Raw genomic sequence first — 15,412 nt, forward strand, 5'->3', positions numbered from 1 at the left:
CCCCCCGCGCCGCATAGGGCGCGGGCTCCGGCGTGCAGGAGGCGGCGATCAGTTGCACCGCGGCGAGACACAGGATCGCCGCCGCGACGAACGGGAGCCGATTTGATACAGCGTTGGCGATCGAACGGGCCATTGTGGGCGCTCCAGGCATGATTACCAAGACGTTAACGCAAGCTCTGCGCCAAACGCGGCCGTGACGGTGATCCCGTTCGTGAGAGCCTTCGACTTCGCCTATGGGCGGCGCGATCAGGTGTCGCCGTTGATCCAGCGCGTGGTCGCCGACAATCCGGGGCCTTTCACCTTCACCGGAACGGGGACCTATATCGTCGGCCGCCTGGATCGAGGGGCCGAGGTCGCGGTGATCGATCCGGGGCCGATGGACGAAGCGCATCTGGCGGCGCTGATGGCGGCGGTCAAGGGGCGGCGGGTCAGCCATGTGCTGGTGACGCATACGCATCGGGATCATGCGCCGCTGGCCCGGCCGTTCGCCGAGGCGACCAAAGCACGGATTTGGGCGGCCCGGCCCCCGGTGCGGGAAACGCATGCGTCGGGTGCGCTGGACGAGGATGAGGATGCGGACTTCGCGCCCGATGTGGTGCTGACGGGCGACGAGGTCATCGAAGGCGACGGCTGGACGATCGAGGCGATGTTCACGCCCGGCCATGCGTCAAATCATATGGCCTTCGCCTTGCGCGAGGAGAACGCGCTGTTTTGCGGCGACCATGTCATGGGCTGGTCGACGACGGTCGTGGCCCCGCCGGATGGGAGCATGCGCCACTATATGGCCAGCCTGGACGCGGTGATCGCGCGCGACTTCGATGTGCTTTGGCCGACGCACGGGGCGCCGGTGACGCAGGTGCGGCCGTTTCTGGAGGCTTATCGCGCTCATCGGATGGAGCGGGAGGCGCAAGTGCTTCAGCGGCTGGCGGCGGGGGATCGCACGATCGCCGAGATGGTCCCGGTTCTGTACGCCGCCGTCGATCAGCGGCTGTGGCCGGCCGCCTCGCTGTCGGTACTGGCGCATCTGATCAAGCTGGTCGAGGACGGCGCGGCGATCAGCGATGGCGCGCCCGGCCTGTCGGCGCAGTTCCGGCTGGCCTAGCTTTCCGCCCCAAGGTTTAGGGTGATCTTGGCGGCGAGACGGCAGGTGGCGCCGCCGTCGGGACGACTGCCGCGTGCGGCGACGCGGATGTCGGTGCGGCCGGGACGGATGCGAACGACCGCGTCGGTGGCGAAGCCGAACCAGGCGCCGGCGTGCACGGCCTCGACCTGGAAGGTTGTGGCGCGGGTGACGACGAAACCGGCGTCGACCAGGGCCGAGGTCGCCTGCTGGGCCAGGACCTGGGTCGGGACGGCGTCCACACCCTCGCAGGCTTGAGGCGCGCCGCTGCGCACGCCGGCGGCGCGGGGCAGGCCGGGCGGCTCGTCCAGATTGGTGCTGACGTCACGCGGATGGGGCGTCGCATCCTGACCCTGACGCAGCACGAAGCCGGCGACGGTCGCGCCCGAGAGAACCAGCGCCACCAGTGCATAAATCCCCCTGCCCTTCAGATCGCGCAGCGCCAGCACCGCCGCCGTCAGAGCCGCCGCCAAACCGACCCAGGCCAGGATGCGCGCCACGGTCCAGGTCAGCAGGTCGTAGCCGATCGCCAGATCGAGCCCGCCGAACCGCGTCGCCGTAACGGCCGCCACGACCAGCACAAAGGGCGCCGCCGCAAGCGCCGTCAGCCAGGGCAGAATGGCGGGTACGGGCTTTCTGGTCGGCATTCAGGCTCCGGTTCTAGGGTTAGGCGGCGGTCGGCAGACGATAGTCCTTCATCCGGTCGCGCAGAAGCTTCTTGTCGATCTTGCCGGTCGCGCCCAGCGGAATGTCGTCCACGGCGACCACATCGTCGGGCATCCACCATTTGGCGATCTTGCCGGTCAGGAAGTCCAGATGCTCCTGCTTGTCCAGCGTCTCGTCGGGCTTAAGCTTCAGGATCAGCACGGGCCGTTCGTCCCATTTGGGGTGGGCCGCGCCGATGACGGCGGCGATCTCGACCTTGGGGTGACCCACGGCGATGTTCTCGATCTCGATGGAGCTGATCCACTCGCCGCCCGACTTGATCACGTCCTTGGCGCGGTCGGTGATCTGCATGAAGCCCAGGTCGTCGACCGTGGCCACATCGCCGGTGTCGAAGAAGCCTTCGTCATCTAGGATCGAGCCGTCTTCCTTGAAATAGGCGCGGCTGATCGTCGGTCCCTTGACCATCAGACGACCGAAGGTCGCGCCGTCGTGCGGCAGTTCGGCGCCCGCCTCGTCCTTCAGCTTCAGCTCGACACCCAGCGGCGGGACGCCCTGCTTCAGGCGGTATTTCATCTGCTGGTCGTAGGAGAGCTTCAGGATTTCGGGCGGCAGGTTGGCGATGGTGCCGATGGGCGAGGTCTCGGTCATGCCCCAGGCGTGAGTAACCTCGACGCCGAAATCGTCCTGGAAGCCGCGGATCAAGCTTTCGGGGCAGGCCGAACCGCCGATCAGCACGCGTTTCAGAGTCGAGAAGCCCAAGCCGTTCTGTTTCATATGGGCGAACAGCCCCTGCCAAACGGTCGGCACGGCGGCCGAGAAGGTGACGCCCTCCTGTTCAATCAGCTCATAGATCGACTGACCGTCCATCTTGGCGCCCGGCATCACCAGCTTGGTGCCAGCGGCGGGGCCGGCGAAGGCGATGCCCCAGGCGTTGGCGTGGAACATCGGCACGACCGGCAGGATCACCTCCTTGGGCGTGGCGCCCATCACCGTGGCCTGAAGGCCCATGAAGGTGTGCAAGAAGTTGGAGCGGTGCGAATACAGCACCCCCTTCGGATTACCCGTGGTGCCGGAGGTGTAGCAGAGGCCGCAGGCCGTCTGTTCGTCGAAGTCGCCCCAGACGACGTCGGTCGATTGACCGGCGATCGCGTCCTCATAGGCGACGGCCTTGGGCAGCTTCGTCTGCGGCATGTGGGCGGCGTCGGTCATGATGACAACGCGTTCGACCTTGGGGATATGCGGCAGGATCGCTTCCAGCAGCGGCACGAAGGTCAGGTCGACGAAGATGATCCGGTCTTCAGCGTGGTTGATGATGTAGACGAGTTGTTCCGGGAACAGGCGCGGGTTCAGGGTATGGCACACCCCGCCGATGCCCATAATGCCGTACCAGGCCTCGATATGGTTGGCGGTGTTCCAGGCCAGGGTGGCGACGCGGTCGCCCAGCTTGATCCCCCAGTCCTTCAGGGCGCTGGACACGCGTTTGGCCCGCTCGTGGATCTGGGCGTAGGTCGTTCGGACGATGGGCCCCTCGACCGAGCGCGTCACCACTTCGCGCTCGCCATGCCAGTTCTTGGCGTGGTCGATGATCTTGTCGACCGTCAGCGGCCAGTCCTGCATCAAGCCCAGCATGTCGTATCCTTGTCCCTTGGATGCGTCTGCTTTGATGCGACGCTTGAGCCGACGCTAACATCGGTGATCGGCGATAAGCAACGTGACCCAACGTCAACTGGGGCGTCAGCCACGGCGCGGCGGATCGTCCCCCGTGGCGTCGGCAGGTTCAGCGGTCTAGAAGGTCGCCCATGACCATACTGATCGCGATCACGGGGGGCTCCGGCTCCGGCAAAAGCACCCTGGCGGAGGCGCTGGTCTCGGCCCTGCCGGAAGGGTCGGCCGTGCTGGTGCGCGAGGACAGCTATTACAAGGACGCAGCCTCCCTGCCCGGCTTCGACGCCGCGACCTTCGACTTTGACGATGTGACGGCGCGCGATCACGACCTGATGATCGCAGACCTGAAGGAACTGAAGGCCGGGCGCGCGGTGACGGCGCCGGTCTATTCCTTCATCCACCACGGCCGCGAGCCGGGCGGCGAGCCGATTCCGGCGGCCGAGGTGGTGATCGTCGAGGGCACGCATGTTCTGTGCACTCCCGACCTGACCGCCCTGTTCGACATTCGCGTCTTCGTGGACACCCCTGCCGACATCCGCTTCATCCGCCGCCTGCTGCGCGACCAGGCCGAGCGGGGCCGGTCGGCGGATTCGGTCGTGGCGCAATATCTGGCGACTGTTAGGCCGGGCCACGAACGCCTGACCGAACCGTCGCGCACCCACGCCGACTTCATCGTCGCCGACGCCACGGCGGCCGTCCGCCTGGAAGACCCCCAGGCCGTGGTGCGTCTTGCCGCTCCGGTCCTGGCCCATCCGCTGCTGCAGGCCCTGCTGGACGATTAGGACCAAGGGCTCTGATGTGGTCTTGCGTATCTATTCGCGAGATCGTGAGGATGAACTGCGTTCACCCTCCGCGTGCCCACTTCTCCTCTATGGAGGAAGGTGGCGTTTAGATCAGTCCCGCCAGCGGCGACGACGGGTCTGCATACATGCGTTTCGCCATCCGGCCGGCCAGATAGGCGTCGCGGCCGGCGATGACGGCGTGTTTCATGGCGCGGGCCATGCGGATGGGGTCCTTGGCCCCGGCGATGGCGGTATTCATCAGGACGGCGTCGCAGCCCAGTTCCATCGCACGGGTCGCATCCGAGGCCGTGCCGACGCCTGCATCAACCAGAACCGGCACCTTGGCCTGTTCGACGATGAGGCGGACGTTGACCTCGTTCTGGATGCCCAGGCCCGAGCCGATCGGGGCCGCGGCGGGCATGATGGCTGCGGCCCCGGCGTCTTCGAGCCGCTTGGCCATCACCACGTCGTCGGTGCAATAGACCATGACGTCGAAGCCGTCCTTGATCAGCAGATCCAGCGCCCGCAGGGTCTCGATCATGTCGGGATAAAGGTGAGCGGTGTTGGACAGCACCTCCAGCTTGACCAGGCTCCAGCCGCCGGCCTCGCGCGCCAGACGCAGGGTGCGAACCGCATCCTCACCCGTGAAACAGCCGGCGGTGTTGGGCAGGAAGGTGAAGCGGTCGGGCTTCACATAGTCGACCAGCATCGGCTGGGTCGGGTCCGACAGGTTCACACGGCGCACCGCGACGGTGACGATCTCGGCCCCGGCCGCCTCGGCGGCGGCGGCGTTCTGGGCGTAGTCGGCGTACTTGCCAGTGCCCACGATCAGACGTGAGTTGAAGGTGCGGCCGGCGACGGACCAGGTTTCGTTGGCTGTATCGGTCATGGATGCTGACCTAGGCCTCTCCGGCGCGCGGGGGAACCCGTCGTAGCCGGATTTGATCTGATCACCCGCCGCCGACGAACTGGACCAGCTCGATACGATCGCCTGCGGCCACCGGCGTGGCGGCGTGCAGGGACTTGGGCACGATCTCGAGATTGCGTTCGACGGCCACCTTGCGCGGGTCCAGCGACAGTTCCTCGACCAAAGCCAGGATGGTGGCGGCCTGGACCTGGCGTGGTTCGCCATTGAGATGGATCTGGTGCACGCGCATTCTCCCTGACCTTCGCCCCTCCGACCGTCGCGCGTCAGATAGACGGTGACAGGCCGCTTCGCCAGACTATGCGTTCAGCCCGCCTCGAACAGGAAGGCGCCGACCGCGACGGCCAGGGCCGCCAAGGTCGCCACCACGGTTCTCAGGATCAGTTTGCCGTCCTGGCGCATCCTCGGCGCTCCCTCAGGCCGTCCCGACCAGGGACGATGGCAGCCGGCGCTGCGAAATCCACGCCATCGCACGCAACGTCGGGTAAGGTTCGACGCTGCGAGCGTTTGACCCACGCCCTGCGTCCGCTAAAAGGCCCCTCTTGCGCCGCGCTGCGCCGGATCGATTCTGGAACCATGGCCGAAACGCCCGTCATTCATGTGCTGAACGGCCCCAACCTGAACCTGCTCGGGGTTCGGGAGCCGGACATCTATGGCCGCGACACCCTGGCGGACATCGAGCAGCGCTGCGTCCGGGCGGCCGGCGAGGCGCAGATCGTGTTTCGCCAGACCAACCATGAAGGCGTGCTGGTGGACTGGATCCAGGAGGCGCGCGAAGGCGCCCACGCCCTGATCCTCAATCCGGCGGCCTATGGGCATACGTCGGTGGCGCTGCATGATGCGTTGAAGACGCTGTCGATCCCGGTGATCGAGCTGCATCTGTCCAATCCGGCGGCGCGCGAGGCGTTTCGCCATCACTCCTATGTGTCCTCCGCCGCGACCGGCGTCATCGCCGGCTTCGGCGCGGCGGGCTATGAACTGGCCGTCCAGGCGGCCCTCACCCAGGTTCGGGAACGCGGCTGAGGCCCGTCCCGTTTATCAAAGACCACGAAAGACAAGGCGCAACTCCAATGGCCGATGACAAGAAACACGCCGAGATCGACGCCGCCCTGGTTCGCCAGCTGGCCGAGATCCTGAACGAGACCGATCTGACGGAAGTCGAGGTCGAGCGCGGCGAACTGCGTATCCGCGTGGCGCGCGAAGTCACCATCAACGCCGCCCCGGTTCAGTACGCCGCCGCCCCCGCCCCGGTTGCCGCTGCGCCCGCTGCCGCTGCTGCGCCGGCCGCCATGCCGTCGGACCCCGCCACCATCGTCGCCCGCGCCGGCGAAGAGGTGAAATCGCCGATGGTCGGCACCGCCTATCTGCAGGCCTCGCCGGAGGCCCCGGCCTTCGTCCAGCCCGGCGACAAGGTCAAGAAGGGTCAGACCCTGCTGATCGTCGAAGCCATGAAGACGATGAACCCGATCCAGGCCCCGCGGGACGGCGTTGTGGCCGAAATCCTGGTCGGCGACGCCCAGCCGGTCGAGTTCGGCGAACCCCTCGTCCTGCTGGAAGCCTAAGCCGTGTTCACCAAGGTCCTGATCGCCAACCGCGGCGAGATCGCGCTGCGCATTCACCGGGCGTGCAAGGAGATGGGCATCTCCACCGTCGCCGTGCACTCGGAAGCCGACCGCGGTGCCATGTGGGTGCGGCTGGCCGACGAGAGCGTCTGCATCGGCCCCGCCTCGGCCGCAAAGTCGTATCTGAACATCCCCTCGATCATCGCTGCGGCCGAGATCACCGGCGCCCAGGCGATCCACCCCGGCTACGGCTTCCTGTCCGAGAACGCCCGCTTCGCCGAGATCGTCGAGGCCCACGGCATGAGCTTCATCGGTCCCAAGCCCGAGCATATCCGGGTTATGGGCGACAAGATCAGCGCCAAACAGACGGTCAAGGACGCCGGCATCCCCGTCGTCCCCGGCTCGGATGGCGAGGTCGAAACGGTCGAGGCCGCGATCGAGGCGTCCAAGTCCATCGGCTTCCCCCTGATCGTCAAGGCTGCGGCGGGCGGCGGCGGACGCGGCATGAAGGTCGCCCTGACGCCTGACGATCTGGTCGAGGCAGTCCAGACCGCCCAGTCGGAAGCTCTGGCCGCTTTCGGCAACGGCGCGGTCTATATGGAGCGCTACCTCCAGAAGCCGCGCCACATCGAGATCCAGGTCATCGCCGACAGCCACGGCAATGTCGTCCACCTGGGCGAACGCGACTGCTCGCTGCAACGCCGTCACCAGAAGGTGCTGGAAGAGGCCCCCTCGCCCGCCCTGTCGGCCGAAGGTCGCAAGCAGATCGGCGAGACGGTCAACAAGGCTATCGCCGCCATCGGCTATCTGGGCGTCGGCACCATCGAGTTCCTGTGGGAGGACGGCGAGTTCTTCTTCATTGAGATGAACACCCGCCTGCAGGTCGAACACCCGGTCACCGAAATGATCACGGGCGTGGATCTGGTTCGCGAACAGGTGCGCATCGCCGCCGGTCTGCCGCTGTCGTTCACCCAGGACGACATCGAGTTCAAGGGCCACGCCATCGAGGTGCGGATCAACGCCGAGAACCCGGAGACCTTCACCCCGTCGCCGGGCAAGATCACCGACTTTCACGCACCGGGCGGCCTGGGCGTGCGCCTGGATAGCGCGATCTATGCCGGCTATTCGATCCCGCCCTATTACGACAGCCTGATCGGCAAGCTGATCGTCCACGGCCGCGACCGCGAGGAGGCCATTGCCCGACTGAAGCGTTCGCTGAACGAGGTCGTCATCGGCGGCGTCGATACGACCATCCCCCTGTTCCAGAAGTTGCTGGCCGAGCCGGACATCCTGTCGGGCGACTACGACATCCACTGGCTGGAGAAGTGGGCGGCCCGTCAGAAGGGCGACGCCTGACCGACCCCGATTTCAGCGCCAGCGGGCCTTTCGGCGGTTTCGGCCCCGACGACCTGCTGGCCTGTTACGCCCGGGGCGTGTTTCCGATGGCCGAGGCGCGCGATGATCCGCGCGTCTTCATTATCGAGCCGGAACAGCGCGGCGTCATTCCGCTGGACGCCTTCCACATCCCCAGCCGCCTGCGCCGCACCGTGCGGGGCGAGCCGTTCGAGGTGCGGGTCGATACCGCCTTCGAAGCGGTGCTGGACGGCTGTGCGGCGGCGCAAGGACCGGATCGCGAAGACACCTGGATCAACGGCCCGATCCGGCGGCTGTACGCCGCCCTGTTCGCCATGGGTTTCGTCCATTCCATCGAGTGCTGGCGTGACGAGCGGCTGGTGGGCGGCCTTTACGGCGTGTCGCTGGGCGGGGCCTTCTTCGGCGAGAGCATGTTCAGTCGCGAACGGGACGCGTCCAAGGTCGCTCTGGTGCATCTGGTCGCGCGCCTGCGAAAGGGCGGCTGGGACCTGCTGGACGCGCAGTTCTTGACCGACCATCTGAGCCAGTTCGGTACGGTCGAAACGCCGCAAGCGACCTATCTGGAGCGGCTTCAGCCCGCGCTGTCGGTCAGGCCGGACCAAGGGGTGTTGCGCGCGCCCCTGACCGGCGCAGAAGCCGTCGCCCTGGCCAGCGCCTAGTCTCTGTCCGGACACGATTTCAGGCCTGTCCCGACAGCTTAGGATTGGCGTCTTCGCCCGGCCTGACGGTCAATGGCGGCATGACCCAGACCCCGTCCAAAGCCCCGCCCCACCCGTCCCTTCTTCGCGAGGTGCGAGAGATCGCCCTGACGCTGATCTTCGCCATCATCCTGGCGCTCGCGATCCGCATCGTCCTGTTCCAACCCTTCACCATCCCTTCGTCGTCGATGGAGCCGGGGCTGGTGACCGGCGACTATATCGTCGTGTCGAAATATCCCTATGGCTGGAGCACGGCGTCTCTGCCGTTCAATCCGGCGATGTCGCCGGGACGGCTGCTGGGGCGCGAGCCGAGACGCGGCGACGTTGTGGTGTTCCGACTGCCCCGCGACCCCAGCGAGGCCTGGATCAAGCGCGTCGTCGGGCTGCCGGGCGACACGGTTCAGGTGCGGGGCGGCGTTGTCTTCGTCAATGGCGACCCGGTGCGACAGACCCGGCTGGATGTCGTCGCCGATCACGATGCGCCGCAGAGACGGGTCCTGCAGGTGCGCGAGACCCTGGCGGACGGACGATCCTACGTCACCTATGACGGCGGGCCGGGCCTGCCGGGCGACGACACGCCTGTGCGCCGTGTGCCGGCGGGCTGCTATCTGATGATGGGCGACAATCGCGACAACTCGCTGGACAGCCGCTGGCCGCCCGAGGTCGGCGTCGGCCTGCTGCCGGCCGAGAACATCATCGGCCGGGCCGAGGTGGTGCTGGCCTCATGGAAGCCGGGCGCCAGCCTGTTCAAACCGTGGACGTGGTTAGACCTTCAGTGGGACCGGTTCCTAGTCCGCATCCGCTAACGCGCGCGGTACTCTTCGAAGCTGACGACGCCGTCGTGATTGCGGTCCAGCCGGTCGAAGTCGGCGCGGGTGGGCGACGATTGGGCCAGGGAGGGCGCGGCGACGGCGCCCAGCGCCAGGCCGGCGACGGCGGCGGCCAGCAGCGGTCGCCAGCCCAGGCGGGGTTGAGGACGCCCGGACGACGTCGCGTTCAACTCTGCGTCTATGAAACGGCGAATGGCGTCGCTGGCCGTCCGGCCCTCGTCACGGCACCGGGCCATGAAGGCGGTCTTGGTCGCGTGGGGCAGTCGAATTTCGACCGTTTCGGTCTTCTTGGGCGGCTTGTTGCAATCCATGGCGCGCCTCCTCGCGGCGTCAAAGCTCAGTTCTTACAGCCGACGACCCAGGCGTCGTAGTAAGGGTTCTGGATGCCGCTGACGGCGGGTGACGAGGCGAACATCCAGCCGCGGAAGATCTGGCGGCCTTCCTGCCGGCCGCGCGCCTGGAGCGAGACGTCCATATAGGCGATGGCGTCTTCGGTCAGTTCGTCGGGCGTCGTCACCTCGCAGGCGCGGGCCGCGAAGATCAGATTTTGGTTGAAGCGCACGGGGCGACCGCCGACCTCGACCTCGAACTTCATCGTCTCGGCGGTGACCTTGTCGATGGCCTGGATGATCGCGAACTTGCGACGCTGGCGGCGCGCGGGCGTGGCGGGCTGGTCGATGGCCTTGGTCGCGACGGGCTTCTCGGCCTCGACCTCCTCCTCGGCCTTTTCCTCGACGGCGGCGTCCTCGGCGATGACGACGTTGGGCGGTGGGGCCACGGCGACCGGAGAGCGCGGAGCCGGCGCGCCCGCAGGCGGCGTCTCGGTCGGGACCGAGGGCTGGGCCGGGGTGGTGCGCAGAATGTCGCCAATCGGATCCTGGACCGGACGCGCATCGCGCGGTGCGTCCTGAAGCACGCTGGCGGTCACCGCGCCCGCGCTCAGCACGGCCGCGACGGACGCCGCGCCCAACAGGATGCGGCGGATTTTCACTCGGGCGTCCAGGCCTGATAGTCGCCGGTCGCGGCCGGGCGCTTGGCGTCGCCGGCCAGCGAGCCGGGCGGACGCCAGGCCAGGGGCGTGCCGGTCAGATTGGGCAGATGCTCCTTCTCCCAGGCGCGACGCGGCAGCGGCTGCTCGGTCGGCGGCAGGTCGAAGGTGTAGTGCAGCCAGCCGTGCCAGTCGGGCGTCACCTTGGACGCCTCGGCATAGCCGTCATAGATGACCCAGCGACGCTTGCGGCCGTCGTAGCTGACGTTGTCGCGGCTCTCGTAATAGCGATTGCCGTTCTCGTCCTGGCCGACGAAGCGACCGCGCTTGGCGATGGTGAACCGGGTGCCGATCGTGGCGCCCTCCCACCAGCCGAAAATCTTGCTCAACACGTCGTGGAATCCAACCGTAAGGGGTCGCCGGAAAGGGAGGCGGCGTCTGGTGCGGATCATAGAAACCCGCGCCCTCTTCGTCCAGCGTTCAAGCGTCGGGCAGTGAATCGATATCTTGTGGGCAACCCCGCCCTGCGACACCAGATGTATTGGCTAAGTCGCATGCGCATCCTAGGCTTGCCCGAACCTTTCGGAGAGACGCCGCCATGCGCTTTCAATCCGGCTTCGCCGCTCGCGCCAAACGAGTCGCGATGGAGACCCGCGCCGTCGAGCGCCCCGCCGGCGTGCAGCAGGTCCTGGCCCCCGCCGGCTGGTCCGACGTCCGGATCGAGGCCTGGTTGGACTGGGTCGAGGCGGAAGGATTCGCAACACCCCTGTCCGGTGACTGGCTGAACGGCGGCGTCGACGGCTGGGCCGAGCGGCTGGCCGAGACGGGCGTGGCCGACGGCGTGTTTGACCGGGCTGACGCCGCTGCGTTCGTCGATGAGCTGTCGGGCGCCTTCAAGTTGGGCGTGGCGGCGCTGGCGGCGTCTGGACCTGCGGCCGTCGGCGTCGTCGATCTGAACGACCCCGGCGCGGCGGCGCGTCTCAAGGCGCACGCCGGACGGCGCGCGGCCGCGCGTCTGGGCGCCCAGGCGGCCGACGCCTTGGCCGAGGCGCTGGCGGGCGTCGCCGATGCGGTCGATCGCTGCGAAGGCCCGCGGGGCGACTGCGGCGACCCTTCGCGCAATCCGGCCCTGGGCCGTGCGGCGGCCCTGGCGCGGCGGTGCGGCGCCAGCGACGCCGATATCTTGAGAGCCATCGACGGCGAACGGCCCGCGATGGCCTTGGAGCCGATGGTCGAAGGCGCGCCTCTGGTCGCCCTGGCGGACCGGACCCAGATCGCAGCGGGCGCGCCCGAGGCCCTCTTGGCGGCCGAGGCGGCGCTGGACGGCGGTCTGATCGTCGCCTTCGACCCGCGCGATGCGGAGACCGCAACGGCGCAGACCACGCGGGCTTTGATCGATCTGAGCGCCGTCCTGGCGCTCGACGGAGACGCGGCGAACGATCTGGCGGATCTGACCCGCCTGCTGATCGTGGCGCTGGACCTGCAGTCCGCGCAGCCCGGTCCCATCGCGTTGGGACTGGACGGTTTGCTGGAGGCGCTATCCGCCAGCGACGACCGTACGGATCAGGCGCAGACGCTCGCTGGCCTGGTCGCGGCGACGGCGGCGCAGACCTCGGCCGAACTGGCGAGCCTGCGCGGTCCCTGCCCCGACTGGGAAGCCCCGGACAAGCCGCGTCGCCATTCGGCCATCGGCCTGTTCGTCGAGGATGCCGAGGTGCGGCTGCGGCTGGGCCTGGGCCGCGTCGCGGCGGTCGATGTGTTCCAAACGGCGGACGGCGAGATCGGTCGCCGGCTGCACCCCGCGTTTGCCGCGGCCATCTCTGCCGCCGGCGGCGATCTCCAGGCGGCGGAACGGTGGACGTTCGGTCGCCGCACCCTGGTCGAGGCGCCAGGCATCGACCACACGGCCTTACGGGCCCTGGGCTTCACCGACATCGAACTGGCCGCCATCGAAAACGCCCTGGGCTGGGCTGAGGATTTCGACACGGTCTTCGCCGCCCCCGTCCTGGACCCCGGTTTCATCCGCGACGTCCTGGGCGTGGAAGACGGGGATGGTCTGCTGCTGACCCTGCTGGGCGTGTCTGAAGAGGCCGAGACGGCGGCGACGCGTTGGGTCTTCGGCCATGGCGATCTGCGCGACTGGCCCGAGGCGCCGGCCTGCGTCTCCGCCCTGCTGGCCGATCCGGCGGCGGCGGCGGCCGACCTGCGGCGCGCCGTGGAACCGTTCAGCGACATGCCGGACCTCGCGATCGAACCGATGGACTGGCGCACGACCGCCACCCAGGCCGCACGCCTGTTGAGCCAGGGCGCCCTGGACGGCCGTCGCGCCCTTCGCCTGTCGCGCGCCGCACCGCCTGTCGGTCCGCTGCTGTCCCTGCCAAACATCGACACCGGACGCCCCGAGCTTGGCCGCCCCGAGCCTGCCCACGAAGCGCCTCGCCCGGCTCCGACGGAACGGGTCGTCGAACGCGTGGTCGAGCGCGAACGCGCGCGCCGCAAACTGCCCGACCGGCGTAAAGGCTACATCCAGAAGGCCGCCGTCGGGGGCCACAAGGTCTATATCCACACCGGAGAATACGAAGACGGCGAACTGGGCGAGATTTTCATCGACATGCACAAGGAAGGCGCCGCCTTCCGCAGCCTGATGAACAACTTCGCCATCGCCATCTCGATCGGCCTGCAATACGGCGTGCCGCTGGACGAGTTTGTGGACGCCTTCGTCTTCACCCGGTTCGAGCCGGCCGGCCGCGTTACCGGGAACGACTCCATCAAGTCGGCGACCTCAATCCTCGACTACATCTTCCGCGAACTGGGTGTTTCCTATCTGGACCGCGTCGAGCTGGCCAATGCCGAGACGGAGGCGCAGAACCCAGACGATCTGGGCGATGGAAAGCCTGACGCCAGCGCGGCCGTGCCCGCCGCCCGCTTCATCTCCAAGGGTTTTGCGCGGGGTTCCGCGCCCGACAATCTGGTCGTCCTGCCCTTCGGCAAGAAGGGAGAGCCAGAAGCCCGCGCCGCCGCCAACAGCGAGCCCGTCGCCTGCCCCGCCTGCGGCGATTTCAGCCTGCAGCAACGCGGCGCGGCCTGGGTCTGCGACACCTGCGGGGCGGCCCCTGCGCTTCAGGGCGGCGATCAGGGCTAGGTTAAGGGTTATGGCCTAGGGTTTGCTGACAGACGATCGAACGTCGGAGCCCGGTCCATGAAACGCACACTTTCCCTCGGCCTGATCGCCGCCCTGCTGGCCGTCGCCGCGCCCGCCCTGGCGCAGAACGCGGGTCAGATCGCCAGTGTGCGGCGCGGCGCCTCCTGCGCCGGTTGCAATCTTTTTCAGGGCGACTTTTCGGGGCTGGAGGCGCGGGGCCTGAACCTGGCCGGCTCACGCCTGCGTCAGGCGGACCTGAGCCTCAGCGTCATGAACCGCACGCGCTTCTCCAACACCGACATGCGGGACGTCGAAGCCTATGGCGGCGTCTTCTCAGGCTCCAACTTCTCGCGCGCCAACCTGACCAACGCCAGTTTTGTCGGCGCCTATCTGGAGGGCGCCAGCTTCGCCGGCGCGAGCCTGTCGGGGACTAATCTGTCAGGCGCCCAGCTGGCGCGGGCTACCGGCCTGACCCAGGCCCAACTGAACCGGGCCTGCGGCGACGGCTCTACCGTCCTGCCTCGGGGCTTCCGCATTCCGGCCTGCTGAGCGGCGCCGACCTTGCTCCGATTTCATGAAGTTACCTCGATTTAAGTAGGTGTGGCGGGGGTTTCGAGGCATTCAGAGTGCGTGAAACAGATCGCTAAACATATCCGGGTCCGCCCCGCATTGGCTCTGCTGACGCTGGGACTGGCGCTCGCCGCCTCCCCCGCCTTCGCCGGGGTCGAGATGTCGATGCAGGACCGCGACGTGGCCCGTTCGGTGTCGCTGGGCGGATCGTGTAATCGCTGCGAACTGTCCGGCCGCAATCTGTCGGGCGCCACCTTCACCGGCGCCAGCTTCATGAATTCCACCCTGGTCGGCGCCAATCTGCGCGGCGCCGAGATGATGGGGTCCAACTTCACCGGCAGCGATTTCAGCCGCGCCAACATGGGCGGGGTCGAGATCGTCGGCGCCAACTTCACCTCCGCCAACTTCACCGGGGCGCAAATCAACGGCGCCGAGGCGCAAGGATCGTCCTTCGTTCGCGCCAACCTTACCCGGGCCAACCTTTCCGGCAGCGAGATGCACGGAGTCAACTTCACCGGCGCTACCCTGTCTGGAACCAACTTCTCCAACTCGGAACTGTTCGGCGCCACCCTGGCCAATGTCCGGGCGTCCGGCGCCAACTTCGCGAGCGCCGAAGTCACGGCCTCGAACCTTTCAGGCGGCGATTTTTCCAGCGCGGACTTTTCCAACGCCAGCCTGGATGGGGCGCGGTTGACCGGCGGCAGCTTCTCGCGCGCCGACTTCTCCAACGCCTCGCTGCGTCGAACCGACATTCGCGGCGCCGACTTGTCGGGCGCGCGAGGCCTGACGCAGGACCAGATCAGCGAAGCCTGCGGCGACGGCTCAACCCGCCTGCCCGGCCGCCTGACACCCCAGGCCTGCCGCAGCAGTTCTATCCGCATCGTCCGCGCAGCGCCCACGCCGCCGATCCCGCCTCGCGTGCGCAACTTGGTCAACGCCGAAAACTAAGCCGTTCGCCTCGGACTCGTCCCCTCGGGGACTGCCCCGTATCTAAGGCCGGACCGCGTCCCGAAGACAAGAGGCCTTGGCCTGCGGCGCACACCGATCAAACTCGGCTCTTCTACGAGCGCCTCTGGCGATCTGCGGATAG

The 15,412-nt window shown here is 67.7% G+C and carries 17 protein-coding genes; 10 read left to right on the top strand and 7 right to left on the bottom strand.

The genetic code is table 11. The features are described from left to right. Positions 1-199 precede the first annotated feature (199 nt). Positions 200-1,102: an MBL fold metallo-hydrolase gene (locus tag HNP47_RS05035; protein ID WP_184279108.1), complete on the top strand. Its 903-nt coding sequence runs from the start codon at positions 200-202 to the stop codon at positions 1,100-1,102. Here the strand turns inward: HNP47_RS05035 and HNP47_RS05040 are convergent. Both HNP47_RS05040 and HNP47_RS05045 read right to left on the bottom strand, forming a co-directional pair. Continuing rightward, positions 1,099-1,767, bottom strand: coding sequence for a DUF1499 domain-containing protein (locus tag HNP47_RS05040; RefSeq protein WP_184278590.1), 669 nt, complete (start codon positions 1,765-1,767; stop codon positions 1,099-1,101). The two genes, HNP47_RS05035 and HNP47_RS05040, sit on opposite strands and share 4 nt — an antisense overlap. A gap of 19 nt (positions 1,768-1,786) precedes the next feature. Then, positions 1,787-3,415, bottom strand: coding sequence for a long-chain-fatty-acid--CoA ligase (locus HNP47_RS05045; protein ID WP_184278591.1), 1,629 nt, complete (start codon positions 3,413-3,415; stop codon positions 1,787-1,789). A 170-nt stretch (positions 3,416-3,585) separates the two neighbouring features. On the opposite strand from HNP47_RS05045, the gene udk reads away from it, so the two are divergent. Continuing rightward, the gene (gene udk, locus HNP47_RS05050; protein WP_184278592.1) at positions 3,586-4,233 is read left to right on the top strand and encodes a uridine kinase; all 648 of its coding nucleotides are present in this window, start codon (positions 3,586-3,588) and stop codon (positions 4,231-4,233) included. Between the two features lie 106 nt (positions 4,234-4,339). Here udk and HNP47_RS05055 read toward each other — a convergent pair whose 3' ends face one another. After that, positions 4,340-5,122, bottom strand: a complete 783-nt coding sequence (locus tag HNP47_RS05055; protein WP_039247919.1) for a HisA/HisF-related TIM barrel protein — start codon at positions 5,120-5,122, stop codon at positions 4,340-4,342. A gap of 61 nt (positions 5,123-5,183) precedes the next feature. After that, entirely contained in the window at positions 5,184-5,390 is a 207-nt protein-coding gene (gene thiS / locus HNP47_RS05060) for a sulfur carrier protein ThiS (protein WP_055755162.1), read from the bottom strand. Positions 5,391-5,734: 344 nt separating this feature from the next. Here thiS and aroQ point away from each other — a divergent pair, with 344 nt between their 5' ends. The 5 genes from aroQ to lepB all read left to right on the top strand — a co-directional run bounded on the left by aroQ (position 5,735) and on the right by lepB (position 9,598). Beyond that, positions 5,735-6,181 carry a type II 3-dehydroquinate dehydratase gene (aroQ, locus tag HNP47_RS05065; protein WP_112861799.1) on the top strand — a complete coding sequence of 149 codons (447 nt, stop codon included), beginning with the start codon at positions 5,735-5,737 and terminating at the stop codon, positions 6,179-6,181. Positions 6,182-6,228: 47 nt separating this feature from the next. Beyond that, positions 6,229-6,720, top strand: a complete 492-nt coding sequence (gene accB, locus HNP47_RS05070) for an acetyl-CoA carboxylase biotin carboxyl carrier protein (protein ID WP_165116179.1) — start codon at positions 6,229-6,231, stop codon at positions 6,718-6,720. Between the two features lie 3 nt (positions 6,721-6,723). Continuing rightward, positions 6,724-8,076, top strand: a complete 1,353-nt coding sequence (accC, locus tag HNP47_RS05075) for an acetyl-CoA carboxylase biotin carboxylase subunit (RefSeq protein ID WP_184278593.1) — start codon at positions 6,724-6,726, stop codon at positions 8,074-8,076. Continuing rightward, positions 8,073-8,753: a leucyl/phenylalanyl-tRNA--protein transferase gene (gene aat / locus HNP47_RS05080; protein ID WP_184279109.1), complete on the top strand. Its 681-nt coding sequence runs from the start codon at positions 8,073-8,075 to the stop codon at positions 8,751-8,753. Before accC ends, aat begins: the two co-directional genes overlap by 4 nt. Positions 8,754-8,833: 80 nt before the next feature. Then, positions 8,834-9,598 (top strand): signal peptidase I, encoded by a 765-nt coding sequence (gene lepB / locus HNP47_RS05085; protein WP_184279110.1) that lies wholly within the window; start codon positions 8,834-8,836, stop codon positions 9,596-9,598. Here the strand turns inward: lepB and HNP47_RS05090 are convergent. From HNP47_RS05090 to HNP47_RS05100, 3 genes are read right to left on the bottom strand one after another with little or no spacing between them, the layout of a single operon-like run. Then, positions 9,595-9,933, bottom strand: coding sequence for an EF-hand domain-containing protein (locus tag HNP47_RS05090; RefSeq protein WP_184278594.1), 339 nt, complete (start codon positions 9,931-9,933; stop codon positions 9,595-9,597). The genes lepB and HNP47_RS05090 overlap by 4 nt on opposite strands. 26 nt (positions 9,934-9,959) lie before the next feature. Next, positions 9,960-10,613 (bottom strand): DUF2155 domain-containing protein, encoded by a 654-nt coding sequence (locus HNP47_RS05095; RefSeq protein WP_184278595.1) that lies wholly within the window; start codon positions 10,611-10,613, stop codon positions 9,960-9,962. Next, positions 10,610-11,002, bottom strand: a complete 393-nt coding sequence (locus tag HNP47_RS05100) for an NADH:ubiquinone oxidoreductase subunit NDUFA12 (RefSeq protein ID WP_026108621.1) — start codon at positions 11,000-11,002, stop codon at positions 10,610-10,612. The genes HNP47_RS05095 and HNP47_RS05100 overlap by 4 nt, the downstream gene beginning before the upstream one ends. A 206-nt stretch (positions 11,003-11,208) precedes the next feature. On the opposite strand from HNP47_RS05100, the gene HNP47_RS05105 reads away from it, so the two are divergent. The 3 genes from HNP47_RS05105 (at position 11,209) to HNP47_RS05115 (ending at position 15,270) form a co-directional block, all read left to right on the top strand. Further along, positions 11,209-13,752, top strand: coding sequence for a TSCPD domain-containing protein (locus HNP47_RS05105; RefSeq protein ID WP_184278596.1), 2,544 nt, complete (start codon positions 11,209-11,211; stop codon positions 13,750-13,752). A gap of 57 nt (positions 13,753-13,809) precedes the next feature. After that, positions 13,810-14,301: a pentapeptide repeat-containing protein gene (locus HNP47_RS05110; RefSeq protein ID WP_184278597.1), complete on the top strand. Its 492-nt coding sequence runs from the start codon at positions 13,810-13,812 to the stop codon at positions 14,299-14,301. An 81-nt stretch (positions 14,302-14,382) separates the two neighbouring features. Then, the gene (locus tag HNP47_RS05115) at positions 14,383-15,270 is read left to right on the top strand and encodes a pentapeptide repeat-containing protein (protein WP_184278598.1); all 888 of its coding nucleotides are present in this window, start codon (positions 14,383-14,385) and stop codon (positions 15,268-15,270) included. Positions 15,271-15,412 lie beyond the last annotated feature (142 nt).

The organism is Brevundimonas vesicularis, assembly GCF_014204545.1.
Classification (GTDB): domain Bacteria; phylum Pseudomonadota; class Alphaproteobacteria; order Caulobacterales; family Caulobacteraceae; genus Brevundimonas; species Brevundimonas vesicularis_B.

Coding starts and splice junctions, on each gene's coding strand:
- HNP47_RS05040 (WP_184278590.1), bottom strand. CDS start 1,767: ATGCCGACCAGAAAGCCCGTACCCGCCATTCTGCCCTGGCTGACGGCG.
- HNP47_RS05045 (WP_184278591.1), bottom strand. CDS start 3,415: ATGCTGGGCTTGATGCAGGACTGGCCGCTGACGGTCGACAAGATCATC.
- udk (WP_184278592.1), top strand. CDS start 3,586: ATGACCATACTGATCGCGATCACGGGGGGCTCCGGCTCCGGCAAAAGC.
- HNP47_RS05055 (WP_039247919.1), bottom strand. CDS start 5,122: ATGACCGATACAGCCAACGAAACCTGGTCCGTCGCCGGCCGCACCTTC.
- thiS (WP_055755162.1), bottom strand. CDS start 5,390: ATGCGCGTGCACCAGATCCATCTCAATGGCGAACCACGCCAGGTCCAG.
- aroQ (WP_112861799.1), top strand. CDS start 5,735: ATGGCCGAAACGCCCGTCATTCATGTGCTGAACGGCCCCAACCTGAAC.
- accB (WP_165116179.1), top strand. CDS start 6,229: ATGGCCGATGACAAGAAACACGCCGAGATCGACGCCGCCCTGGTTCGC.
- lepB (WP_184279110.1), top strand. CDS start 8,834: ATGACCCAGACCCCGTCCAAAGCCCCGCCCCACCCGTCCCTTCTTCGC.
- HNP47_RS05090 (WP_184278594.1), bottom strand. CDS start 9,933: ATGGATTGCAACAAGCCGCCCAAGAAGACCGAAACGGTCGAAATTCGA.
- HNP47_RS05105 (WP_184278596.1), top strand. CDS start 11,209: ATGCGCTTTCAATCCGGCTTCGCCGCTCGCGCCAAACGAGTCGCGATG.
- HNP47_RS05110 (WP_184278597.1), top strand. CDS start 13,810: ATGAAACGCACACTTTCCCTCGGCCTGATCGCCGCCCTGCTGGCCGTC.